The sequence below is a fragment of the Butyrivibrio sp. XBB1001 genome (assembly GCF_000424505.1).
GTDB lineage: Bacteria > Bacillota > Clostridia > Lachnospirales > Lachnospiraceae > Butyrivibrio.
Genome location: NZ_AUKA01000001.1, coordinates 199,174 through 219,364, shown reverse-complemented (window position 1 = coordinate 219,364; position 20,191 = coordinate 199,174). Strand labels below are relative to the sequence as shown.

Here is a 20,191-nt window from a genome sequence, read left to right as displayed (position 1 = left end):
TAAGGAAGTGTATCATGCGGGGAAAATTCGAAATTTGTAATGAAAAGCCATATCCTCTTGGCTGTTATATTGACTATGATAAGAGTCTTGTTGTAAGAACAGTTTTTTCAGAAGATGTAAAATGCGGTATTACTCTGTATCCTGAGTCTATGCAGGATGGCCTTGAGCCTTTATCCATAACCTTGCCCTCATCTCTTAAAAAGGGTGCTATTTATTCTGCCAGAATAAAGGGTATTGATAATATCGACAAATACAGATCCTACAACTATTTTCAGGGAAATTCATATTTTTGCGATGCCTATGCAAGGCATGTGATAGGCCTTGAGAGCTTTGGCAAGGATGTTCCTGACAATGAGATCAGGGCTTTTCTGACCAATAAATCCCGTTCAGATTATGATGTTTCTTGTTTTGATTGGGGTGGAGACGTATCCCCTAATATTCCTTACGAAGATAGCTTTGTTTATCTTTTGCATGTGCGCGGATTTACTAAGAGTTCTGGCAGCGGTGTTACACTTTCCAAGAGAGGAACTTTTGGAGGAATCCTTGAAAAGATCCCCTATCTAAAAGAACTTGGTGTTACAACACTTGAACTGATGCCTGCTTATGAGATGAATGAGGTTGAAAATCCTTTAAAGAGTGCCAGTAGCCTTGAAAAGATAGTTTATTCCAGAGATGGTTCTTTAGTTGATGGAAAAGATATCACAAAGAGGCTTAACTATTGGGGCTATAAGAGAGGTTACTATTTTGCTCCAAGAACTGCCTATTGTGAAAAACCAGAAATGGCAGAAACTGAATTTAAGACCTTTGTAAAGACTCTCCATGAAAATGGAATGGAAGTTATTATGCAGTTCTTCTTCCAGGACAATGAAAATGAGTCGCTTATTATAGATGCTCTTAGATACTGGAGATGTTCCTATCATATTGATGGATTTCATCTTAAGGGCGGACGTATCCCTGTCAGGCATATAGTGAAGGATCCGCTTTTTACAGATGTTAAGATCTGGTATGACTGGTTTGATACAAGAGATATTTATGGAAATATCATTCCAAAAGAGAGAAAGCTTGCTACATATAATAACGCATTTTTATATGCGTCCAGACGCTTTTTAAAGAGCGACGACAATACAGTTTCCGATTTCTTTAAGGCTGAAACCTTAAATGATGAGAGTCAGGGAAATATTAATTATATCTGTGATTATGAGGGCTTTAGATTAGCCGATCTTGTGGCCTATGAACACAAGCATAATGAAGAAAATGGAGAAAATAATAAAGACGGTTCTGACAATAACCTTAGCTGGAACTGTGGAATAGAAGGTAGGACCAGAAAACACAGTATTCTTGCACTTAGAAACAAGCAGATAAAAAATATTCTCACCATGCTGTTCATGGCTCAGGGAACACCTATGATATTTAGCGGTGATGAGTTTGGCAATTCTCAGGGAGGCAATAATAACCCTTATTGTCAGGACAATGAGACTGGCTGGGTAGATTGGAAGGCTCTTGACAAGAACAAAGAGATATATGAATATGTTAAATTCCTTGTGGGCTTAAGATTTTCTCACAAGTTCTTACACAACCGCAGACCGTTTAAACTTATGGACTATATTTCCTGCGGATATCCGGATCTTTCATGTCATGGCAAGGAAGCCTGGAGGCCAGATCTTTCTGGCTATAGTCATGTCCTTGGTATGTTATATTGCGGGCAATATGACAAAGATGATGATGAGAAGCCTTTTATCTATATCTGCTTCAATATGCACTGGAATATGACTGAATTCGCTCTGCCTAAGCTTCCAGACGGGCTAAAGTGGAGTCTTTTATCTGATACAGAGAGTTCTAATGCAAGTTATAAGGATATTGAGAGACCTGATAAAGATTTGCTTTCAGAGAGAAGCGTCAGGATCTACAAAAGTGTTAAGGACCCTGAATACAAAAAGAAAAAGGAAGTCAGGAGAAAGAAAAATGGGAAAAATTGACGTAATAGAAAAATTTTTAAGATATGTAAAAATTGATACTCAGTCAGATGATACTACAGGTACATCTCCATCTACAATGAAGCAGCATGACCTTGCCAAGTTACTTGCGGATGAGCTGACAGCTATTGGAGCCTCTGATGTTTATTATGACAAGGACCACTGCTATGTATATGCCAGCATTCCATCCAATATTGACGATGGTAAGGAAAGACCTGCTATCGGTTTTGTATCACATATGGATACATCTGATGAAGTAAGTGGCAAGGATGTTAAGCCAAGAATAGTAGAGAGTTATAAGGGAGATGATATTGTTCTTTCTGCAGATGGCAAAGTTGTCCTTTCTCCAAAGGATTTCCCTGAGCTTTTAAATCATGTTGGAGAAGACCTTATCGTAACAGATGGAACAACTCTTCTTGGTGCAGATGACAAGGCAGGAGTTTCAGAAATCATGACAATGGCTGAAACTCTTTTGACAGATTCATCTATTAAACATGGTGATATCAAAATTGCCTTTACACCTGACGAAGAGATTGGAGCAGGCACAGCATTCTTTGATATCAAGAGGTTTGGAGCTAAATATGCCTATACTGTTGACGGTGGCAAGCTTGGAGAGCTTGAATATGAGAACTTTAACGCTGCTGAAGGTAACATAACAGTTAACGGCAGAAGCGTTCACCCTGGTGATGCCAAGAATAAGATGGTGAATGCGGCTCTTATCTGCTATGAATTTCATTCACTTCTTCCTGTGTTCCAGAATCCTATGTACACAGAAAAGAGAGAAGGGTTCTTTCATTTAACAGAGGTAAATGGTGGATGTGAAAAGGCTACAGCTTCCTATATCATAAGAGACCATGATGAGAAGCACTTTGAGGAAAAGAAAGCTCTTTTTGCTGCTGCCGGAGAATTTCTAAACAAGAAGTATGGCGCCGGAACTGTGGAGGTAGAAATCCATGATCAGTATTACAACATGATCGATAAGATACGTCCTCATATGCACCTTGTTGATAATGCCAAGAAGGTTATGACTAGTCTTGGGATCACACCTATTGATTCTCCTATACGTGGTGGCACGGATGGAGCTGCACTTTCATATAAGGGACTTCCTTGTCCAAATCTTTGCACTGGTGGTTACAACTATCATGGCAAATATGAGTATGCTTCAATCCAGGAGATGAAAAAGGTTGTTGATATTCTTCTTAGAATAGTAGATGCCTATGGCAAGGATTATTAATTAGTTATTGTTTGATTTAGAAAGAGTTAGTAAATGAGTAAAGAAATAAATATTTTAAATAGTAATAGATCAGAAGTGTCAGATAACGAGAGCCTTAAGCAGCTTGAGTTTATTGAAAAGGCCAAGGTTTATGTATCTGACCTTGAAAAGGAACTAGGAAGAAAGCCCACAGCCTGTGTTGTAACCTTTGGATGTCAGATGAATGCCAGAGATTCAGAAAAGCTTCTCGCTATCCTAAAGCTTGTTGGCTATGAGGAGACTGAATCTGAAAAGGCGGATTTTGTCATCTATAATACTTGTACAGTCCGTGATAATGCAGATCAGAGAGTTCTTGGAAGACTTGGCGCATGCAGCAATCACAAAAAGAAAAATCCTCATATGAAGATTGCTATATGTGGCTGTATGATGCAGGAACAGTCAGCTGTTGAGAAGATACAAAAGAGTTATAGATTTGTTGATCTTATTTTTGGAACACACAACATCTATAAGTTTGCTGAACTTTTATGTACATGTCTTGAATCAGACAGAATGATAATTGATATCTGGAAGGAAACAGACAAGATTGTAGAAGATCTGCCTGTTCTTCGTAAATATCCATTTAAGTCAGGCGTTAATATCATGTTTGGTTGTAATAATTTTTGCACCTACTGTATTGTGCCTTATGTACGAGGAAGAGAGCGCTCAAGATCTCCAAAAGATATTATTAGAGAATGTGAGAAGCTTGTGGCTGATGGAGTTAAAGAGGTCATGCTCCTTGGACAAAATGTTAACTCTTATAGTAATGATTTTGCAGATAATGATCCAAACAAGATCACATTTCCTCAGCTTTTAGAGGAAGTATGCAAGGTAGAGGGACTAGAGAGAGTTCGCTTTATGACTCCTCATCCAAAGGATTTTTCCGATGAACTTTTGGATGTTATCGGAAGAAACCCTAAGATTGCAAGGCATATCCATCTGCCTCTTCAGTCCGGAAGTACAGAAATCCTTCGCAGGATGAATAGAAAATATACTAAGGATCAGTATCTTGAACTTGTAGATAAGATCAGAAACAAGCTTCCTGATGTAGCTATTACTACAGATATTATCGTTGGTTTCCCTGGAGAGACACCTGCAGATGTTGATGAAACCATAGATGTAGTTAAGAAAGCACAGTTTGACAATGCTTTTACATTTATTTATTCAAAGAGAACAGGCACTCCTGCTGCCGGCTTTGCTGATCAGGTTCCAGAAAAAGAAGTAAAGGAAAACTTTGACAGGCTTCTTAAAGTTGTTCAGGAAACAGCGAGAGTACAATCTGAAAAAATGACTGGAATGAGTGCTGATGTACTTGTTGAAAGCGTCAATGATCAGGATGCATCTTTAGTAACAGGCAGGATGAGCAATAATACACTTGTTCATTTTCCTGGTGATGAGTCACTAATAGGGGAAATTGTTAAGGTGAAGCTTTCTGAATGTCATGGCTTTTATTTTTCAGGGGAAAGAGTATAAATATATTTTGTATTAAGGGGAAATTTTGTTGTGGAGAGCTTAAGCACAGCTTCGTATAACACAGTAGATACAGAAAAAGTATCACCTATGATGCAGCATTATCTGCAGACCAAAAAAGAGAATAAGGACTGTATTCTCTTTTACAGGCTAGGAGACTTTTATGAATTGTTCTTTGATGATGCTATTGTTGCATCCAAAGAGCTTGAATTAACACTTACAGGTAAGGCCTGTGGCCTTGAAGAGAGAGCTCCCATGTGCGGAGTTCCTTTTCATGCTGTAGATTCTTATCTTACAAAGATGGTTTCAAGAGGGTATAAGGTTGCAATCTGCGAGCAGACTGAGGATCCCAAGCTTGCTAAAGGTATCGTAAAAAGAGAAGTCACAAGGATTGTAACTCCTGGTACTAATCTTAATATGCAGTCCCTTGAGGAGACCAAGAATAATTACATAATGAGTATCCTGTATACTCCTGATAATGTTGGCATTTCCATAGCTGATGTAACAACTGGAGATTATTTTCTTACAGAGGTTTCAACCTTAAGAGAAACTCTTGATGAAATTGGCAAATACATGCCGTCCGAGATTATCTGTAATGAAGCATTTTCTTTTAGCGGAGTAGATATTGAGGAACTAAAAAACAGACTGCAGACCTTTGTTAATCCTCTTGAAGCAAGATACTTTGATGAAGACAGTAGTAAACGTCTTATCATGAGACATTTTAAGGTTTCATCCCTTATTGGCCTTGGACTTGATGACTTTCCTAACGGAGTTGTTGCCGCAGGAGCTCTTCTTCAGTATCTTATCGATATGCAGAAGTCAGATATTTCAAATATCACTCATGTATATCCTTATCTTGCAAGCAAATATATGCTTCTTGATAGTTCCACAAGGCGTAATCTTGAGCTAGTTGAGACTATGCGAGATAAGCAAAAGAGAGGATCTCTTTTGTGGGTACTTGATAAGACCAAGACTGCAATGGGAGCAAGAACATTAAGGAGCTTTATAGAGCAGCCTCTTATTGACAAAGAAGAAATATTAAAGAGACAAAGCGCAGTTGGTGCTCTGGTCAAGAATGTAGTAACAAGAGAAGAAATCAGAGAGTATCTTGGGCCTATATACGATTTAGAGAGACTTATGTCCAAGATTGTATATAAAACAGCAAATCCAAGGGATCTTTTGGCTTTTAGAAATTCAATAAAAATGATTCCTGCCATAAAGACTTCTCTTTTAGATACTGCAGACAATGAGGAGCTTTCAAGACTTCAGGATGAGCTTGATCCTCTTCATGATATTTACGAACTGATCGACCAGGCAATTGTTGAGGAACCCCCTCTTGCCATAAAAGAGAGCGGTATCATCAAGGATGGCTTTGATCAGGATATTGACCATTTCAGAGAAGCTGGAACCAATGGTAAACAGTGGCTTGCTGAAATGGAAGACAGCGAAAAAGAAAAGACAGGCATAAAGAACCTTAGAATTAAATATAGCAATGTATTTGGCTACTCCTTTGAAGTAACAAATTCCTTTAAAGATAAGGTTCCTGACTACTTTATCAGAAAGCAGACTCTTACTAATTGTGAGAGATACACTACTCCTGAACTTAAGGAACTTGAAGATACAATACTAAATGCTCAGGACAAACTAAATAACTTAGAGTATGAGATGTTCTGTAAGATAAGGGATTCCATTTCACTGGAGATAGACAGAATCCAGACTACTGCCAAAGCAATTGCGCTACTTGATGTCTATGCTTCACTTGCTTATGTGGCTGAAAAGAATCACTATGTTAAGCCTTCTATAAACGAGAAGGGGGCAATAAATATCAAGGACGGAAGACACCCTGTAGTTGAGAAAATGCTAGATACATCAGATATGTTTATCTCAAATGACACATATCTTGATAATAAAAAGCACTGTATTTCTATTATCACAGGCCCTAATATGGCAGGAAAATCAACCTATATGAGGCAAACTGCACTTATAGTTTTGATGGCTCAGATAGGAAGCTTTGTTCCTGCATCAAAAGCAGATATGTGTGTCGTTGACAGGATATTTACAAGAGTTGGAGCTTCTGATGATCTTGGTAGTGGTCAGTCTACATTTATGGTTGAGATGAATGAAGTTGCTAATATCTTAAGAAATGCTACTCCGAATTCTCTTTTGATCCTTGATGAAATTGGAAGAGGAACCAGTACCTATGATGGACTTGCTATAGCATGGGCTGTTACAGAACATATCAGTAATAGAAAAATCCTCGGAGCCAAGACCTTGTTTGCTACTCACTATCATGAGCTTACTGAGCTTGAGGGCAAAATGGATAATGTCAATAACTACTGCATTGCAGTTAAGGAAAATGGTGATGATATTGTCTTTTTACGAAAGATTGTAAAGGGCGGTGCAGATAAGAGCTATGGTATACAGGTTGCTAAGCTTGCCGGAGTTCCTGATATGGTAATTGACAGGGCAAAAGAGATTGTGGCTGAGCTGTCTGAAAATGATATTACAGAAAAGGTTCAGGCTATTGCCAGAGACAATAAGAGCGATAAAAAAGTTAAGGTCAAGCACTACGATGATGTTGATACAAATCAGATGGCGCTGTTTGATACAGTGACGGATGAGGATGTTTTAAAGAGGCTTCAGGAGATAGATATTACTACGCTGACGCCAATGGATGCTTTAAACACGCTTTACAAATTACAAAGTGACTTAAAGAACAGGTGGAAAAACTAAATGGCCTTCATAAATGAGCTTGATAAAAATACTATAGATCAGATTGCAGCTGGAGAGGTGGTAGAAAGACCTGCCAGCGTAGTCAAGGAACTTGTTGAAAATGCTATTGATTCAGGCGCCACAGCAGTTACTGTTGAGATTAAGGGCGGCGGAATCGATATGATACGTGTATCGGATAATGGAAGCGGTATAGAAAAAAGTCAGATCAGAAAGGCTTTTAAGCGTCATGCCACAAGTAAGCTCAAAAATATAGATGATCTTTTTAGTATTCACTCCTTGGGATTTAGAGGTGAAGCTCTTTCTAGTATTTCTTCTGTAGCACAGGTTGATATGATAACCAAGACAAAAGAAGATCTGACTGGAACAAGGTATTCTATAAATGGCGGAGAAGAAGTTGCCTTTGAGGAAATCGGTGCCCCAGAAGGGACAACATTTATTGTAAGAAATCTTTTTTATAATACTCCAGCCAGAAAGAAGTTTTTAAAAACACCACAGACGGAAGGAAGCTATATAGGGGATGTTATGGAGCACCTTGCTCTTGATAATCCATCTATTTCTTTTCACTACATAAATAATAAGGACGACAAATTCTCAACTTCAGGAAATGGCGACCTTAAGGAGCTTATATACAGGATCTATGGTAGAGATGTTTCTGTAAGTGTAAGACCAATAAATGTAGAAGAAAAGGGAATAACAATTGAGGGCTACCTTGGAGAGCCTTCTCTTAACAGGTCTAACAGGAACTTTGAAGTTTTCTTTGTTAATGGCAGATATGTTAAAGATAAAGTGATTTCAAAGGCTTTGGAAGAAGGATATAAGGAATATCTTATGATGCATAAGTTCCCCTTTGCTATCCTTCATATCAGAATGGACCCTTCCATGGTTGATGTAAATGTACATCCTGCCAAGCTCGAAGTGAGGTTCGACAATCAGGCTGTTATTTATGAAGTCATAAGGTCTAATGTTGAAAAGGTGCTTAGTACTCAGGAGATGATTCCAGATGCTCTTTTATCCAGTAAAGAGGATGAAAATGAAGAGAAGAAATCTCAAAAAGAAGAAGCACCTGTAGAAACAAATGAAAAACCTATTACAAAGCCTTCTGCTCCTCAACCTTTTGAGAGAGTTCGCTTTGAAGAGAACATTATTTCCGAGAAGTCAACGCCTGTATATGCTACAGGAGTTAAGGAAGAACCTATAAAGATTGAAGACGTCAATAAATCAGCGGTATGGACCAGAATTTTCGGTGACTTGGACGGAAGAGAGGCAGAAAAGAAAGAAAAGCCGTCTCCTATAATCAAAAGTTCAGAGGCTATTGTTATTGAGAAAAAGCCTGTTCAGCTGGATCTTTTTGAAGAAAAGGTATTATCAAAAGAAAATGTCAAGGAATATGAAATTCTGGGACAGATTTTTGGTACATACTGGATCATTGCTTTTAAGGATAAGATGTTCATGGTAGATCAGCATGCTGCTCATGAAAAAGTAAACTATGAGCGCATGATAAAGAGATACAAGTCAGGTGATATGCTCTCGCAGATGGTCAATCCGCCAGTAATAGTGACATTATCTTCTGCCGAAGAGGAAATCTTTTTACAGTACAGACAGTATTTTGAAAAACTTGGATTTAATATAGAGAACTTTGGTGGTCATGAATATGCCATGAGAGCTATTCCAATGGACCTTTTTGGATGTGATAACGAGAAGGATATGTTTATTCAGATTCTTGATGAACTTTCTCATGAAACAAGCATGGACAGAACGCCAGATGTAATAAATTACAAGATAGCAAGTATGGCCTGTAAGGCTTCTGTAAAAGGAAATACTAAGATGACCAGGCAAGAGATGGAAGCTCTTTTGGATGAACTTCTGACACTTAATAATCCCTATAACTGTCCTCATGGCAGACCAACAATCATTTCAATGAGCAAATATGAAATAGATAAAAAGTTTAAACGAGTGGTTGAATAATATGCAAAAGCTTATAGTTTTAACTGGCCCTACAGCAGTTGGAAAAACTAAATTATCAATCGAACTTGCAAAGAGACTTGGCGGAGAGATCATCTCCGCTGATTCTATGCAGGTTTATAAGTATATGAACATAGGCACAGATAAGATAACTCCTGATATGATGGAGGGGATACCACATCATCTTATAGATTTTTTAGAGCCTTCTGAGGAATTTAATGTATTCATGTTCCAAAAGCTGGTAAAGGAAGCAATACAAGACATCGCATCAAGGGGAAAACTCCCTATTATTGTTGGGGGTACAGGCTTTTATATACAGGCTGTATTATATGATATTGATTTTACTGAAACAGACGAAGATGACTCTTTTAGAAAAGAACTTGAAAAAAGAGCGATAGAAGAAGGTAATCATGTCCTTCATGAAGAGCTTAAAGATATTGATTCTGAATCCTATGCTGGAATTCATGAAAACAATGTTAAGCGAGTTATCAGAGCACTTGAATATTACCATAAGACTGGTAAGCCAATATCAGAGCACAATAAAGAGCAGAAAGAGCGGACTTCGCCTTACGACTTTAAGTATTTTGTCTTGACAGATGATAGAAAAACGTTATACTCACGCATAGACAAAAGAGTGGATATGATGATGGAAGAAGGACTTTTAGAGGAAACCCAAAAGCTTATCCAAATGAATATCCCCTTTAGCTCTACGGCTTCTAAGAGTCTCGGCTATAGAGAAATGTTTGACTACCTTGAGGGAGAATATGACCTTGATAGGGCAGTATATCTTATAAAACAAAACACGAGACATTTTGCTAAAAGACAGCTCACCTGGTTTAAGGGTGAAAAAGATGTGATCTGGATCGATAAAAGAGATTTCGGACACGACGATGAATTAATTTTGAAAGAGATGATTAGGATTTATGAACAAGGAAATGTATAAGGCACTTGGTATTTCAGAAAAAGTAGTTGATTTTGGAGAAAAGATATTAAGTGACCTGGAAGTAAGATTTAAGAAAATTGATGAAAATGCAGAATATAATCAGCTTAAGGTTTTGAAGGCAATGCAGGAGAACAAGGTTAGCGAAGCTTGTCTTCTTGGAACCACTGGCTATGGATATAATGATATAGGTCGTGAGAAGCTTGAAGCAGTTTATGCGTCCGTCTTCCATACTGAGGATGCTCTTGTAAGACCACAGATTACTTGTGGAACACATGCGCTTGCGCTTGCTCTTATGAGCAATCTTCGCCCTGGAGATATGCTTTTTTCACCTGTCGGCAAGCCTTACGACACACTTGAAGAGGTTATTGGAATAAGACCTTCCAAGGGTTCTCTTGCAGAATATGGTGTAAGCTATAGCCAGGTAGATCTTTTACCAGATGGCTCTTTTGACTTTGAAAATATTAAAAAGACTCTTCTTGAAAATGATAATATTAAGCTTGTTACTATACAAAGGTCCAAGGGATATCAGACAAGACCTACACTTTCAGTTAGCAGAATAGGGGAACTGATTTCCTTTATCAAAGGCATCAAAAAAGATGTTAAATGCATGGTAGATAACTGCTATGGTGAATTTGTAGAAGAGAAAGAGCCTTCAGATGTAGGTGCTGATATGGTTGTGGGCTCACTTATCAAGAACCCCGGCGGCGGACTTGCACCTATAGGTGGTTACATCGCTGGAACAAAAGAGTGTGTTGAAAATGCAGCTTTCAGATTAACTTCTCCAGGACTTGGAAAAGAGGTTGGTGCTTCACTTGGAATTCTTCCTCAGTTTTACCAGGGATTTTTCCTTGCTCCTACTGTTACTGCATCTGCTCTTAAGGGTGCTATTTTTGTAGCAAATATTTATGAAAAGCTTGGTTTTGAAGTTTGTCCTAATGCAACTGAGGACAGACACGATATAATTCAGGCTGTGACTTTTGGAAAGCCTGAGGGTGTTATTGCTTTTTGTCAGGGAGTACAGGCGGCTGCTCCTGTTGATTCATTTGTAGCCCCTGAGCCTTGGGATATGCCAGGATATGATGCACAGGTCATTATGGCTGCAGGTGCTTTTGTTTCTGGCTCTTCAATAGAGCTTTCAGCAGATGGTCCTATAAAGCCACCTTATTCTGTATTTTTCCAGGGAGGTCTCACATGGCCTCACGCCAAGCTTGGAATACTTAAGACTCTTCAGAGTCTTGTTGATGCGGGACTTATAAAAGAATCTAGTTTAAACTAATCACTATTTGTGGTAAAATACATAGTGGTCTTTTTCTGATTGTCTGGAGTTGTTATCAGAAGGAGACAATATGAAATCATTCAACAAACTACTTGCAGAGAATACTGTTTATCAGGAATCTCTTCCTTACGAGAGATTTTTAAACTTTGGGCCTGAGAGTCTTACTGATGCTGAGCTATTGGCGATAATAATCAGAACTGGTACTAATGTGAGTTCTCCAGTTGATATAGCAAATCAGATAATCAGTATGGGTCGAGGCAAGGAAAGAGGGCTTAATGCACTTTTTTCTTTATCCCTTGATGAACTTATGAGTATTCACGGAGTGGGTCAGATCAAGGCTGTTAAGCTTAAGTGTATAGCTGAACTTGCCAAGAGAATGTCTTATCATAAAAATCTTGAAGAGCTAGATTGTAGTAATTCGCAAAATGTTGCAGATTACTACATGGAGAGGATGAGACATGAGGAACAGGAGAAGGTAATTCTTTTGTGCCTTAACACTAAAATGGGGCTGATCGAGGAATGTCTGTTATCAATTGGAACAGTTAATTCTGCTAGTCTTTCCCCCAGGGATGTATTTATGCATAGCCTGAAATGTGGAGCATCTAATCTTATACTTCTTCACAATCATCCAACAGGCGATCCTACTCCCAGTAAGGCTGATGTAGGAGTAACTAAGAGGATCATAGAATCAGGCAATATGCTTGATATTCATTTAAGAGACCATATTATTATTGGAAATAAGTCATATTGCAGTCTTTTGGAAAAGGGACTCTTGTGGCTATAAGGAGGGCGTTTTGGGTAATATTTTTGGAATTGATCTTGGAACAAGTAACATCAAGATCTACAACAGAGACGAGGATTCATTAACAGTTGAGAAGAATATGATTGCCATTGAGAATAAGACAAATGTCTTTGCATATGGTAATTCTGCATATGAGATGTATGAAAAGGCACCAGATAAGATCAAGATTTCTTATCCTCTTAACAGTGGTGTAATTGCTGATATTGAGCATATGGAGACTTTGGTCAAGCTCTTCTTGACAGATCAGATGAAGGGCTCAGTTAAGCCTTGTGAAGTTTATATTGCTGTTCCCAAGGATGTTACAGAAGTTGAGAGAAGGGCCTTCCATGACCTGATAAATGATGCTGGTATCAAGGCCAAGAAGATCATGATGGTTAAAAAGCCACTTGCTGATGGACTTGGCATGAATGTAGATGTTATGAATTCCCAGGGTGTTCTTGTAGTTAATGTGGGATATGACACAACTGAGATTTCTATCTTGTCTCTTCGAGGAATTGTTGTTAGTAAGCTTATTAAGGTTGGTGGCAAGAAGTTTGATGAATCTATCAGAAACGTTATCCGTAAGGAATTTGGTCTTCTTATTGGTGAGAAGACATCAGAAGCTGTAAAGATTTCTCTTAAAGACCTTGAAAAGGAAGGCAAGGATGCTGTTGTTTATGGTAGAGATATTGTAACAGGTCTTCCTGTTGAGCGTAAGATTCCTACTGAACTTCTTAATCAGGCACTTATCGAGAACTTTGATGCAATTCTTGATAACATCAAGGCAGCTCTTGAGAAGACTCCACCAGAACTTGCTGCTGATATTTTCAAGCATGGTCTTTACCTTACCGGTGGCGCTTCACAGGTATGCCATCTTGCACAGAGACTTAGTAATGGTGTCGGCCTAAATGTAAATATTGCTGAGAATCCAGTGGGTTCAGGAGCTCTTGGACTTGCAAAGATCATCAAAGAAGACCAGTATAAAGCTCTTGCATATGGAATTGAAGAGGATAAATAATGAGTCCCATTATCAAGAGAAGAGGAGAAGAATTTACTCTGCCAAGTAAATATCTCCTCTTTATTTTAACATTGTTGTGCATTGGCACGATTGTCATAACTTTTAATACTAATCTTTTTACAGGCCCGCTTAATTCTTTTGCTGGCATTTTTGTTGTACCTTTTCAGAAGGGGATCACAACTGTAGGAACGTATATGAGAGAAACTTCTGACAAGCTTTCCTCTATAACAAAACTTCTTGAAGAAAATGAAAGATTGAAGAAGGAAATTGATGATCTCACAATTCAGAACACTACTCTTGAACAGGAAAAGTACGAACTTACTGAGCTTAGAAATATGTATCAGTTGGATGGTCCATATGAACAGTATGAGAAGGTTGGAGCCAGAATAATAGCCAAGGATGCTGGCAACTGGTATCACTCTTTTGTCATTGACAAGGGGTCTGATGACGGCCTTGCTATTGATATGAATGTTATGGCTAATGGAGCTTTGGTAGGAAGGATCATTGATGTTGGTCCTGATTGGGCCAAAGTTCAGTCAATAATTGCAGATAATGCTTCTGTCAGTGGCATGGTGCTTGCTTCTTCTGATAATCTTATTGTTTCCGGCGATCTTGAACTTTACAAGCAGGGATTTATCAGATTTTCCAAACTGGTTGATGATGTTGATAAGGTGAGCATAGGAGATAAGGTTGTAACTTCAAATATCAGTGACAAATATCTCCCAGGCATCCTTATTGGCTATATCTCAACTATTGATGATGATTCCAATAACCTTACCAAATCCGGAACTATAACGCCTGCCGTTGATTTTGAACATATGAATGTTGTTCTTGTACTTTTGGAGCTAAAAAAAGATATCGGTGATTAAGGGAAATATAAATGAATATCAGACGTATAATTTACAATTTCATTTTGGTGCTTGTTTCCTTTATTTTACAGACTACTGTCTTTAGAGCCCTTGACTTTGGCGGTATTGCGCCAAATCTTATGATAATAGTAGTAGCTTCTACTGGATTCATAAAGGGAGACCGGTCGGGTCTTGTAATTGGCTTTTTTAGTGGACTTTTGATTGATATCTTTTTTGGTACATATATTGGATTTTTTGCTCTTATATACATGTACATTGGGTTTATTGTCGGGAAATTCCATGAGATATTCTTTTCACAGAATATAGCTATTCCTATTGTTTTTATAACTATAGCAGATTTTCTTTTTGGATTTATCTGTTATATTTTGATGTTCTTGTTCAGAAATAAGTTTAACATTGGTTACTATATGATGAGTAATATCATTCCGGAAATGGTGTACACTGCACTTATTGCTATTTTCTTTTACCCTGTTATCCTGCATATGAATAACAGGTTTGATGAGAGAGAAGAAAGGAACGCCAAGAAATTTGTTTAGTGAGATTAAGGATGCGGTTATAAAGTTCATAACGTCCAGGGCTGTTATTGTTTGCGTTGTTCTTACTTGTCTTGCAACTATCATGATATACAGGCTGTTTTCATTGCAGATAGTAAATGGTGAATACTATCTTGATACTTTTAAACTTCGTATCAAGAAGGAAAAGAGCATTGCTGCTACAAGAGGTAATATTTATGACAGAAATGGTAAGCTTCTTGCTTATAACGAGCTTGCGAATTCTGTTACTATCGAAGATGTCTATAAGTCAGGAAGAGGCAAGAATAAGTCCATCAATGAAACTTTGAACAGACTTATTGATATTATTGAGGATAATGGCGATTCTGTAGATCAGGACTTCAAGGTTGTAATTAATGAGAATAATGACTTTGAATATACTGTTGAAGGTAACAGTCTTTTAAGATTTTTAGCTGATATTTATGGCAGGACCTCAATTAATGACCTTAAATATGAGGAAAAGACAAAGACAGCACAGGAAGTTGTCGATGATATGTGCAAAAATTTTGGTATTGGTGAGAACGAAGTAGAAGGAGATTCGTCTACATTTGTTCCTAGAAAAGGTTATACCAATGACAGAGCACTTAAGATTCTCAATGTAAGATATAACATGAGCACAAATAGTTATCAGAAATACATTGATACTACAGTTGCTTCTGATGTAAGCGATCAGACTGTAGCTGATGTCATGGAAAATGCTGATACTCTGGCAGGCGTATCTATTGAAGAAAGTACCGCTAGAAAATATGTAGATTCTGTATATTTTTCTCAGATTCTTGGTTATACAGGTAAAGTTTCTGAGGATGAACTCTATGCTCTTCAGCAGGAGAACAGTAATTATGGCTTAAATGATACAGTTGGAAAATCTGGCATAGAACAAGCCATGGAAAGTGTTCTTCAGGGAACAAAAGGCTCAGAAACAGTATATGTTGATAATACCGGTCAGGTTATAGAAACCAGTAACTACGTTGACTCTGTTGCTGGCAATGACGTATATCTGACAATTGACAAGGATCTTACAGAGGCTTGCTATAACATTATCGAGCAGTCGCTTGCTGGTATTCTTGTTTCAAAGATTCAGAATATAAAGACCTATACTTTTACCGAGACATCAAGTTCCAGTAATATTGTTATTCCAATATATGATGTCTATTATGCTGTATTTGATAATAATATTGTAGATGTAGAGCATTTTTCTCAAGATGATGCTGGAGATAATGAGAAGACCGTTTATGATGCATTTACTGGCAAATATACTACTGTGACTTCGGAACTTAGAAGTGAGCTTACTGAGAAAAAAACAAGCTATGATCATCTTTCCAAAGAATATCAGTGGTATATGAGTCATATTGCTTCTCTCCTTTATAACGACGGAATATTGGATTCATCCAAGGTTGACAGAGATGATTCAACTTACATAGCCTGGACTACTGATGAGACCATTTCTCTAACTGAATATCTTAAATATGCTATAGCCATGAACTGGATTGATGTTTCAAAGCTTAGTATAGATAATCAATATGCTGATTCCGAGGAAATTTTTGGTCAGATAACAGATTACATCATTTCTTCGCTTGAAAATGATGCTGAATTCAAAACAAGGCTATATAAATATCTTTTACTTGATGGTTATATTTCCGGAACACAGGTATGTGAGATACTTCTGGAACAACAGGTAATAAATATAGATGAGGATGAATTATCACTTTGGAAAAGAGGCGGAGAGTCAGCCTACACATTTATGATCAACCGTATTTCCAATCTTGATATTACTCCAGCTCAGCTTGCGCTTGATCCTTGTACTGGTTCTATGGTCATCACAGATGTTAACACGGGAGATGTACTTGCTCTTGTGTCATATCCTGGATATGACAATAATATGATGGCCAATGGAGTTGATGCCGAATATTATGCCAAACTGCGTAATGATAATTCAAATCCTTTATACAACTATGCCACACAGCAAAAGACTGCTCCAGGATCTACCTTTAAAATGGTTTCTTCAACTGCTGGTCTTATGGAGGGAGTCATTACTACAGATTCTGTGATCTACTGTGGTGGTATTTATGATAAGCTTGATAATCCGCCTAGATGTTGGATTTATCCAAGAGGTCATGGAGGACTAAATGTTACAGGCGGCATCAGAAATTCCTGTAACTGTTTCTTCTATGAAGTTGGTTTTAGACTGGGACTTGATGAGAACAACAATTATAAGCCTGATATAGGTCTTGAAAAGCTTGCTAAATATGCTGAGTTATATGGCCTTACAGCCAAGTCAGGTATAGAAATTGCTGAATCTGAGCCTCAGGCATCTGATATCGATGCTGTTCGTTCTGCTATTGGTCAGGGTACAAACTCTTATACAACTGTAGGACTTGCCAGATATGTTACAACTGTTGCCAATAGTGGTACTTGCTATAATCTTACTCTGATAGATAAGACTACTGACTCTAATGGCAACTTGCTTCAGGATTACTCAGCAGAAATAAGAAATGTGATTGATATGCCTCAGTCATACTGGAACGCCATACATCTTGGAATGAGGCAGGTAGTACAGGACAAAGCTTATTACTCAAATCTGGGTGTGTCTGTTGCAGGTAAAACTGGTACAGCCCAGGAATCAAAGAGCAAGCCTAACCATTCTCTTTTTGTTTGCTATGCTCCTTATGAGAAGCCTGAAATTGCTGTTGCCACCAGAATAGCTAATGGTTACACATCAAGCTACGCAGCACAGATTACCAAAGAGGCACTGGCTTATTACTTTGATCTTAGAGATGCGGATGATATAATTTCCGGAACAGCTCAGACTCTTCAGGATGGCGCAACAAACGCTGACTAAGTTTACGAGGAATTCTTTTGATGATTAAAAAATACAGGATCATTGATTACGACTTTATACTGGTGATCATGATAATGGTACTCACAACAATTGGAATAATGGCTATAAATTCAGCGGATCCTTCTTCTCGCAACAAGCAGATTGCGGGATTTGCACTGGGTGTAATTTTGATGGTCTTTATTTCACTGCTTGATTATCTTTTTATCATAAAACTATATTTGCTTTTTTATCTGATAAATGCAGTTTTACTGGCTTTGGTTCTATCACCACTTGGTAGTAGTACAAATGGTGCACAGAGATGGATAAGTCTCTTGGGTATTAAGTTTCAGCCTTCTGAGGCCGCCAAAATTTTATTGATTTTATTTTATGCACAGTTTATTATGAAATATAAGGATAGAATAAAGTCCTTTGGATTTGTTCTCGTTTGTCTTGTGCTTTTGGCATTGCCGCTTGGCTTGATAGCTATGCAGCCTGACTTATCTACCTGTATTATGGTCATGATGATCTTTAGCTCGATCATGTTTGTAGCTGGTATCAGCTGGAAGATTGTTATAGCAGTTCTATCTGTTTCGATTCCATCTGTTTTATTTGTTATCTATAATGCAGTACAGGGAGAGAGTAGTCTTTTGCATGATTATCAGCAGCGTCGTATCCTTGCTTGGCTTCATCCAGAAGACTATGCCAATTCAGAAGCTTATCAGACTCTGAATTCCATGATGGCTATTGGCTCAGGACAGCTTTATGGAAAAGGTTATAATACTAATGAGATAAGTTCTGTTCTTAATGGTGGTTTCATTTCTGAATCACCGACAGACTTTATTTTTACTGTAATCGGCGAGGAATTTGGCTTTATTGGAGCCTGCATCGTTGTCGTTCTTATACTTCTTATCTCTACGAGATGCTTTTTGATCTCTATGAGAGCCAGAAACAGGGCAGGAGAGATTATTGCCGCTGGTGTTGGTGCCTGGATTGGATTTCAGGGATTTATCAATATTGGTGTTGCAACTGGTGTAATTCCTAATACAGGAATACCGCTTCCCTTTGTTAGTTATGGACTTACATCTCTGCTTAGTTCATATATGGGTATCGGTTTTGTATTAAATGTCAGATTACAGAGTAATAAGTATAATTTGGGGAGGGTTTAGCCCATGAATATCGCACTTATAGCACACGATGCTAAGAAAAAGCTTATGCAGAATTTCTGTATTGCTTACAGAGGAATTCTTAGTAAGAATGACCTTTATGCTACAGGAACTACTGGAAGGCTAATAGAAGAAGTTACAAATCTTACTGTTCACAAATATCTTGCAGGTCATTTAGGTGGTGCTCAGCAGCTTGGAGCAGCAATTGAGCACAATGAAATTGACCTCGTTATTTTTCTTAGGGATCCACTTACTGTTAAAAGTCATGAACCTGATGTTAATAATGTAATGACTCTCTGTGATATGCATAATATTCCTGTTGCTACAAATCTTGCATCAGCAGAGCTTTTGATCAAATCACTTGACAGAGGGGACCTTGAGTGGCGTGAAATGTACAAATAAAGGCCTTTCACTTGTGGCCATTTTATTGATAACTGTATCTTGTCTAACGGGATGTTTTGGTGGCGCGACAGCTGCCAAATATTCCGTTAGTTCTTTTTCATCAGACAGCAAGGAAAGGCTTGTATATCCTACCTATGCTTCTGATCTTTGTGTCGTTAATTCCGACATCAATAATTCCGATTCTTCTATAACAGAAAAAGTTAGTGCAGGTCTTTTTGATCTTACCAATAAAGAGACTCTTTATGCTCAGAACGTTAATGAAAGAGTAATGCCTGCAAGCCTTACTAAGGTTATGACAGCCTACGTAGCTCTTAAATACGGAAGCCTTGAGCAGGTTCTAGTTGCAGGACCTGATGTTTATGTCAATGAAGCTGGCGCACAGAAAATCGGGCTCAAGGAAGGTGACAGGATGACCCTTGATCAGGCGCTTCATATACTGCTTATCTATTCAGCAAATGATGTAGCCAATCTTATAGCTACTAATATTTCTGGCTCTATTGATGATTTTGTGGAACTTATGAATCAGGAAGCCAGGGCTATTGGTGCTACAAATTCTCACTTTGAAAATCCGCATGGACTCACTAGTGATGAGCATTATGTTACCGCTTATGATATGTATCTGATTTTTAATGCAGCTATGCAGTATGATACTTTTAGTGAAACTATCAATATGAATACCTATACTACATCTTATCTTGATTCTACCGGTGCTTCCAAGGATGTAGATATAAAAAATACAAATGCTTATCTGGCAGGCAACCAGCAGGCTCCAAATGGGGTCACTGTAATTGGAGGGAAAACTGGTACTACAAATGCAGCTGGCCATTGCCTTATTTTGCTTGCAAGAGATACAGCCGGTAATCCTTACATCGCAGTGATCATGCGTGATACAGACAGCGGTACTTTGTACGCAGATATGTCAGAATTGTTAAAGGAAATCGTTAATTAAGGTTGTCTTTTAACATTCAATAAACTATAATTAA

General features: G+C 38.1%; 15 protein-coding genes. All 15 read left to right on the top strand.

The window, feature by feature from the left end:
• The first annotated feature begins 14 nt into the window (after positions 1-14).
• The 15 genes from G631_RS17585 to G631_RS0100900 all read left to right on the top strand — a co-directional run bounded on the left by G631_RS17585 (position 15) and on the right by G631_RS0100900 (position 20,157).
• The gene (locus tag G631_RS17585) at positions 15-1,976 is read left to right on the top strand and encodes an alpha-amylase family glycosyl hydrolase (RefSeq protein ID WP_051196694.1); all 1,962 of its coding nucleotides are present in this window, start codon (positions 15-17) and stop codon (positions 1,974-1,976) included.
• A complete protein-coding gene (gene pepT, locus G631_RS0100965) occupies positions 1,963-3,207 on the top strand; it encodes a peptidase T (RefSeq protein WP_026487834.1) in 1,245 nt (414 codons plus the stop codon). The genes G631_RS17585 and pepT overlap by 14 nt, the downstream gene beginning before the upstream one ends.
• A 33-nt stretch (positions 3,208-3,240) precedes the next feature.
• Positions 3,241-4,695 (top strand): tRNA (N6-isopentenyl adenosine(37)-C2)-methylthiotransferase MiaB, encoded by a 1,455-nt coding sequence (miaB, locus tag G631_RS0100960; RefSeq protein ID WP_026487833.1) that lies wholly within the window; start codon positions 3,241-3,243, stop codon positions 4,693-4,695.
• Positions 4,696-4,782: 87 nt separating this feature from the next.
• Positions 4,783-7,425: a DNA mismatch repair protein MutS gene (gene mutS, locus G631_RS0100955; protein WP_026487832.1), complete on the top strand. Its 2,643-nt coding sequence runs from the start codon at positions 4,783-4,785 to the stop codon at positions 7,423-7,425.
• Positions 7,426-9,390 carry a DNA mismatch repair endonuclease MutL gene (mutL, locus tag G631_RS0100950; protein ID WP_026487831.1) on the top strand — a complete coding sequence of 655 codons (1,965 nt, stop codon included), beginning with the start codon at positions 7,426-7,428 and terminating at the stop codon, positions 9,388-9,390.
• A gap of 1 nt (position 9,391) precedes the next feature.
• Positions 9,392-10,330, top strand: a complete 939-nt coding sequence (gene miaA / locus G631_RS0100945; protein WP_026487830.1) for a tRNA (adenosine(37)-N6)-dimethylallyltransferase MiaA — start codon at positions 9,392-9,394, stop codon at positions 10,328-10,330.
• Positions 10,311-11,606, top strand: a complete 1,296-nt coding sequence (locus G631_RS0100940; protein WP_026487829.1) for a methionine gamma-lyase family protein — start codon at positions 10,311-10,313, stop codon at positions 11,604-11,606. The genes miaA and G631_RS0100940 overlap by 20 nt, the downstream gene beginning before the upstream one ends.
• 70 nt (positions 11,607-11,676) lie before the next feature.
• Entirely contained in the window at positions 11,677-12,390 is a 714-nt protein-coding gene (gene radC, locus G631_RS0100935; RefSeq protein ID WP_026487828.1) for a RadC family protein, read from the top strand.
• 10 nt (positions 12,391-12,400) lie between these two features.
• Entirely contained in the window at positions 12,401-13,405 is a 1,005-nt protein-coding gene (locus G631_RS0100930; protein ID WP_026487827.1) for a rod shape-determining protein, read from the top strand.
• Positions 13,405-14,274 carry a rod shape-determining protein MreC gene (gene mreC / locus G631_RS0100925; protein ID WP_026487826.1) on the top strand — a complete coding sequence of 290 codons (870 nt, stop codon included), beginning with the start codon at positions 13,405-13,407 and terminating at the stop codon, positions 14,272-14,274. Before G631_RS0100930 ends, mreC begins: the two co-directional genes overlap by 1 nt.
• 11 nt (positions 14,275-14,285) lie before the next feature.
• Positions 14,286-14,810 carry a rod shape-determining protein MreD gene (mreD, locus tag G631_RS0100920; RefSeq protein ID WP_051196692.1) on the top strand — a complete coding sequence of 175 codons (525 nt, stop codon included), beginning with the start codon at positions 14,286-14,288 and terminating at the stop codon, positions 14,808-14,810.
• Positions 14,773-17,664: a penicillin-binding transpeptidase domain-containing protein gene (locus G631_RS0100915; protein WP_242829040.1), complete on the top strand. Its 2,892-nt coding sequence runs from the start codon at positions 14,773-14,775 to the stop codon at positions 17,662-17,664. The genes mreD and G631_RS0100915 overlap by 38 nt, the downstream gene beginning before the upstream one ends.
• A 20-nt stretch (positions 17,665-17,684) precedes the next feature.
• Positions 17,685-18,809, top strand: coding sequence for an FtsW/RodA/SpoVE family cell cycle protein (locus G631_RS0100910; protein ID WP_026487823.1), 1,125 nt, complete (start codon positions 17,685-17,687; stop codon positions 18,807-18,809).
• A gap of 3 nt (positions 18,810-18,812) precedes the next feature.
• A complete protein-coding gene (gene mgsA / locus G631_RS0100905; RefSeq protein ID WP_026487822.1) occupies positions 18,813-19,208 on the top strand; it encodes a methylglyoxal synthase in 396 nt (131 codons plus the stop codon).
• On the top strand, positions 19,192-20,157 hold the full coding sequence (locus tag G631_RS0100900; protein ID WP_242829039.1) for a D-alanyl-D-alanine carboxypeptidase family protein: 966 nt from the start codon (positions 19,192-19,194) through the stop codon (positions 20,155-20,157). The genes mgsA and G631_RS0100900 overlap by 17 nt, the downstream gene beginning before the upstream one ends.
• Positions 20,158-20,191 lie beyond the last annotated feature (34 nt).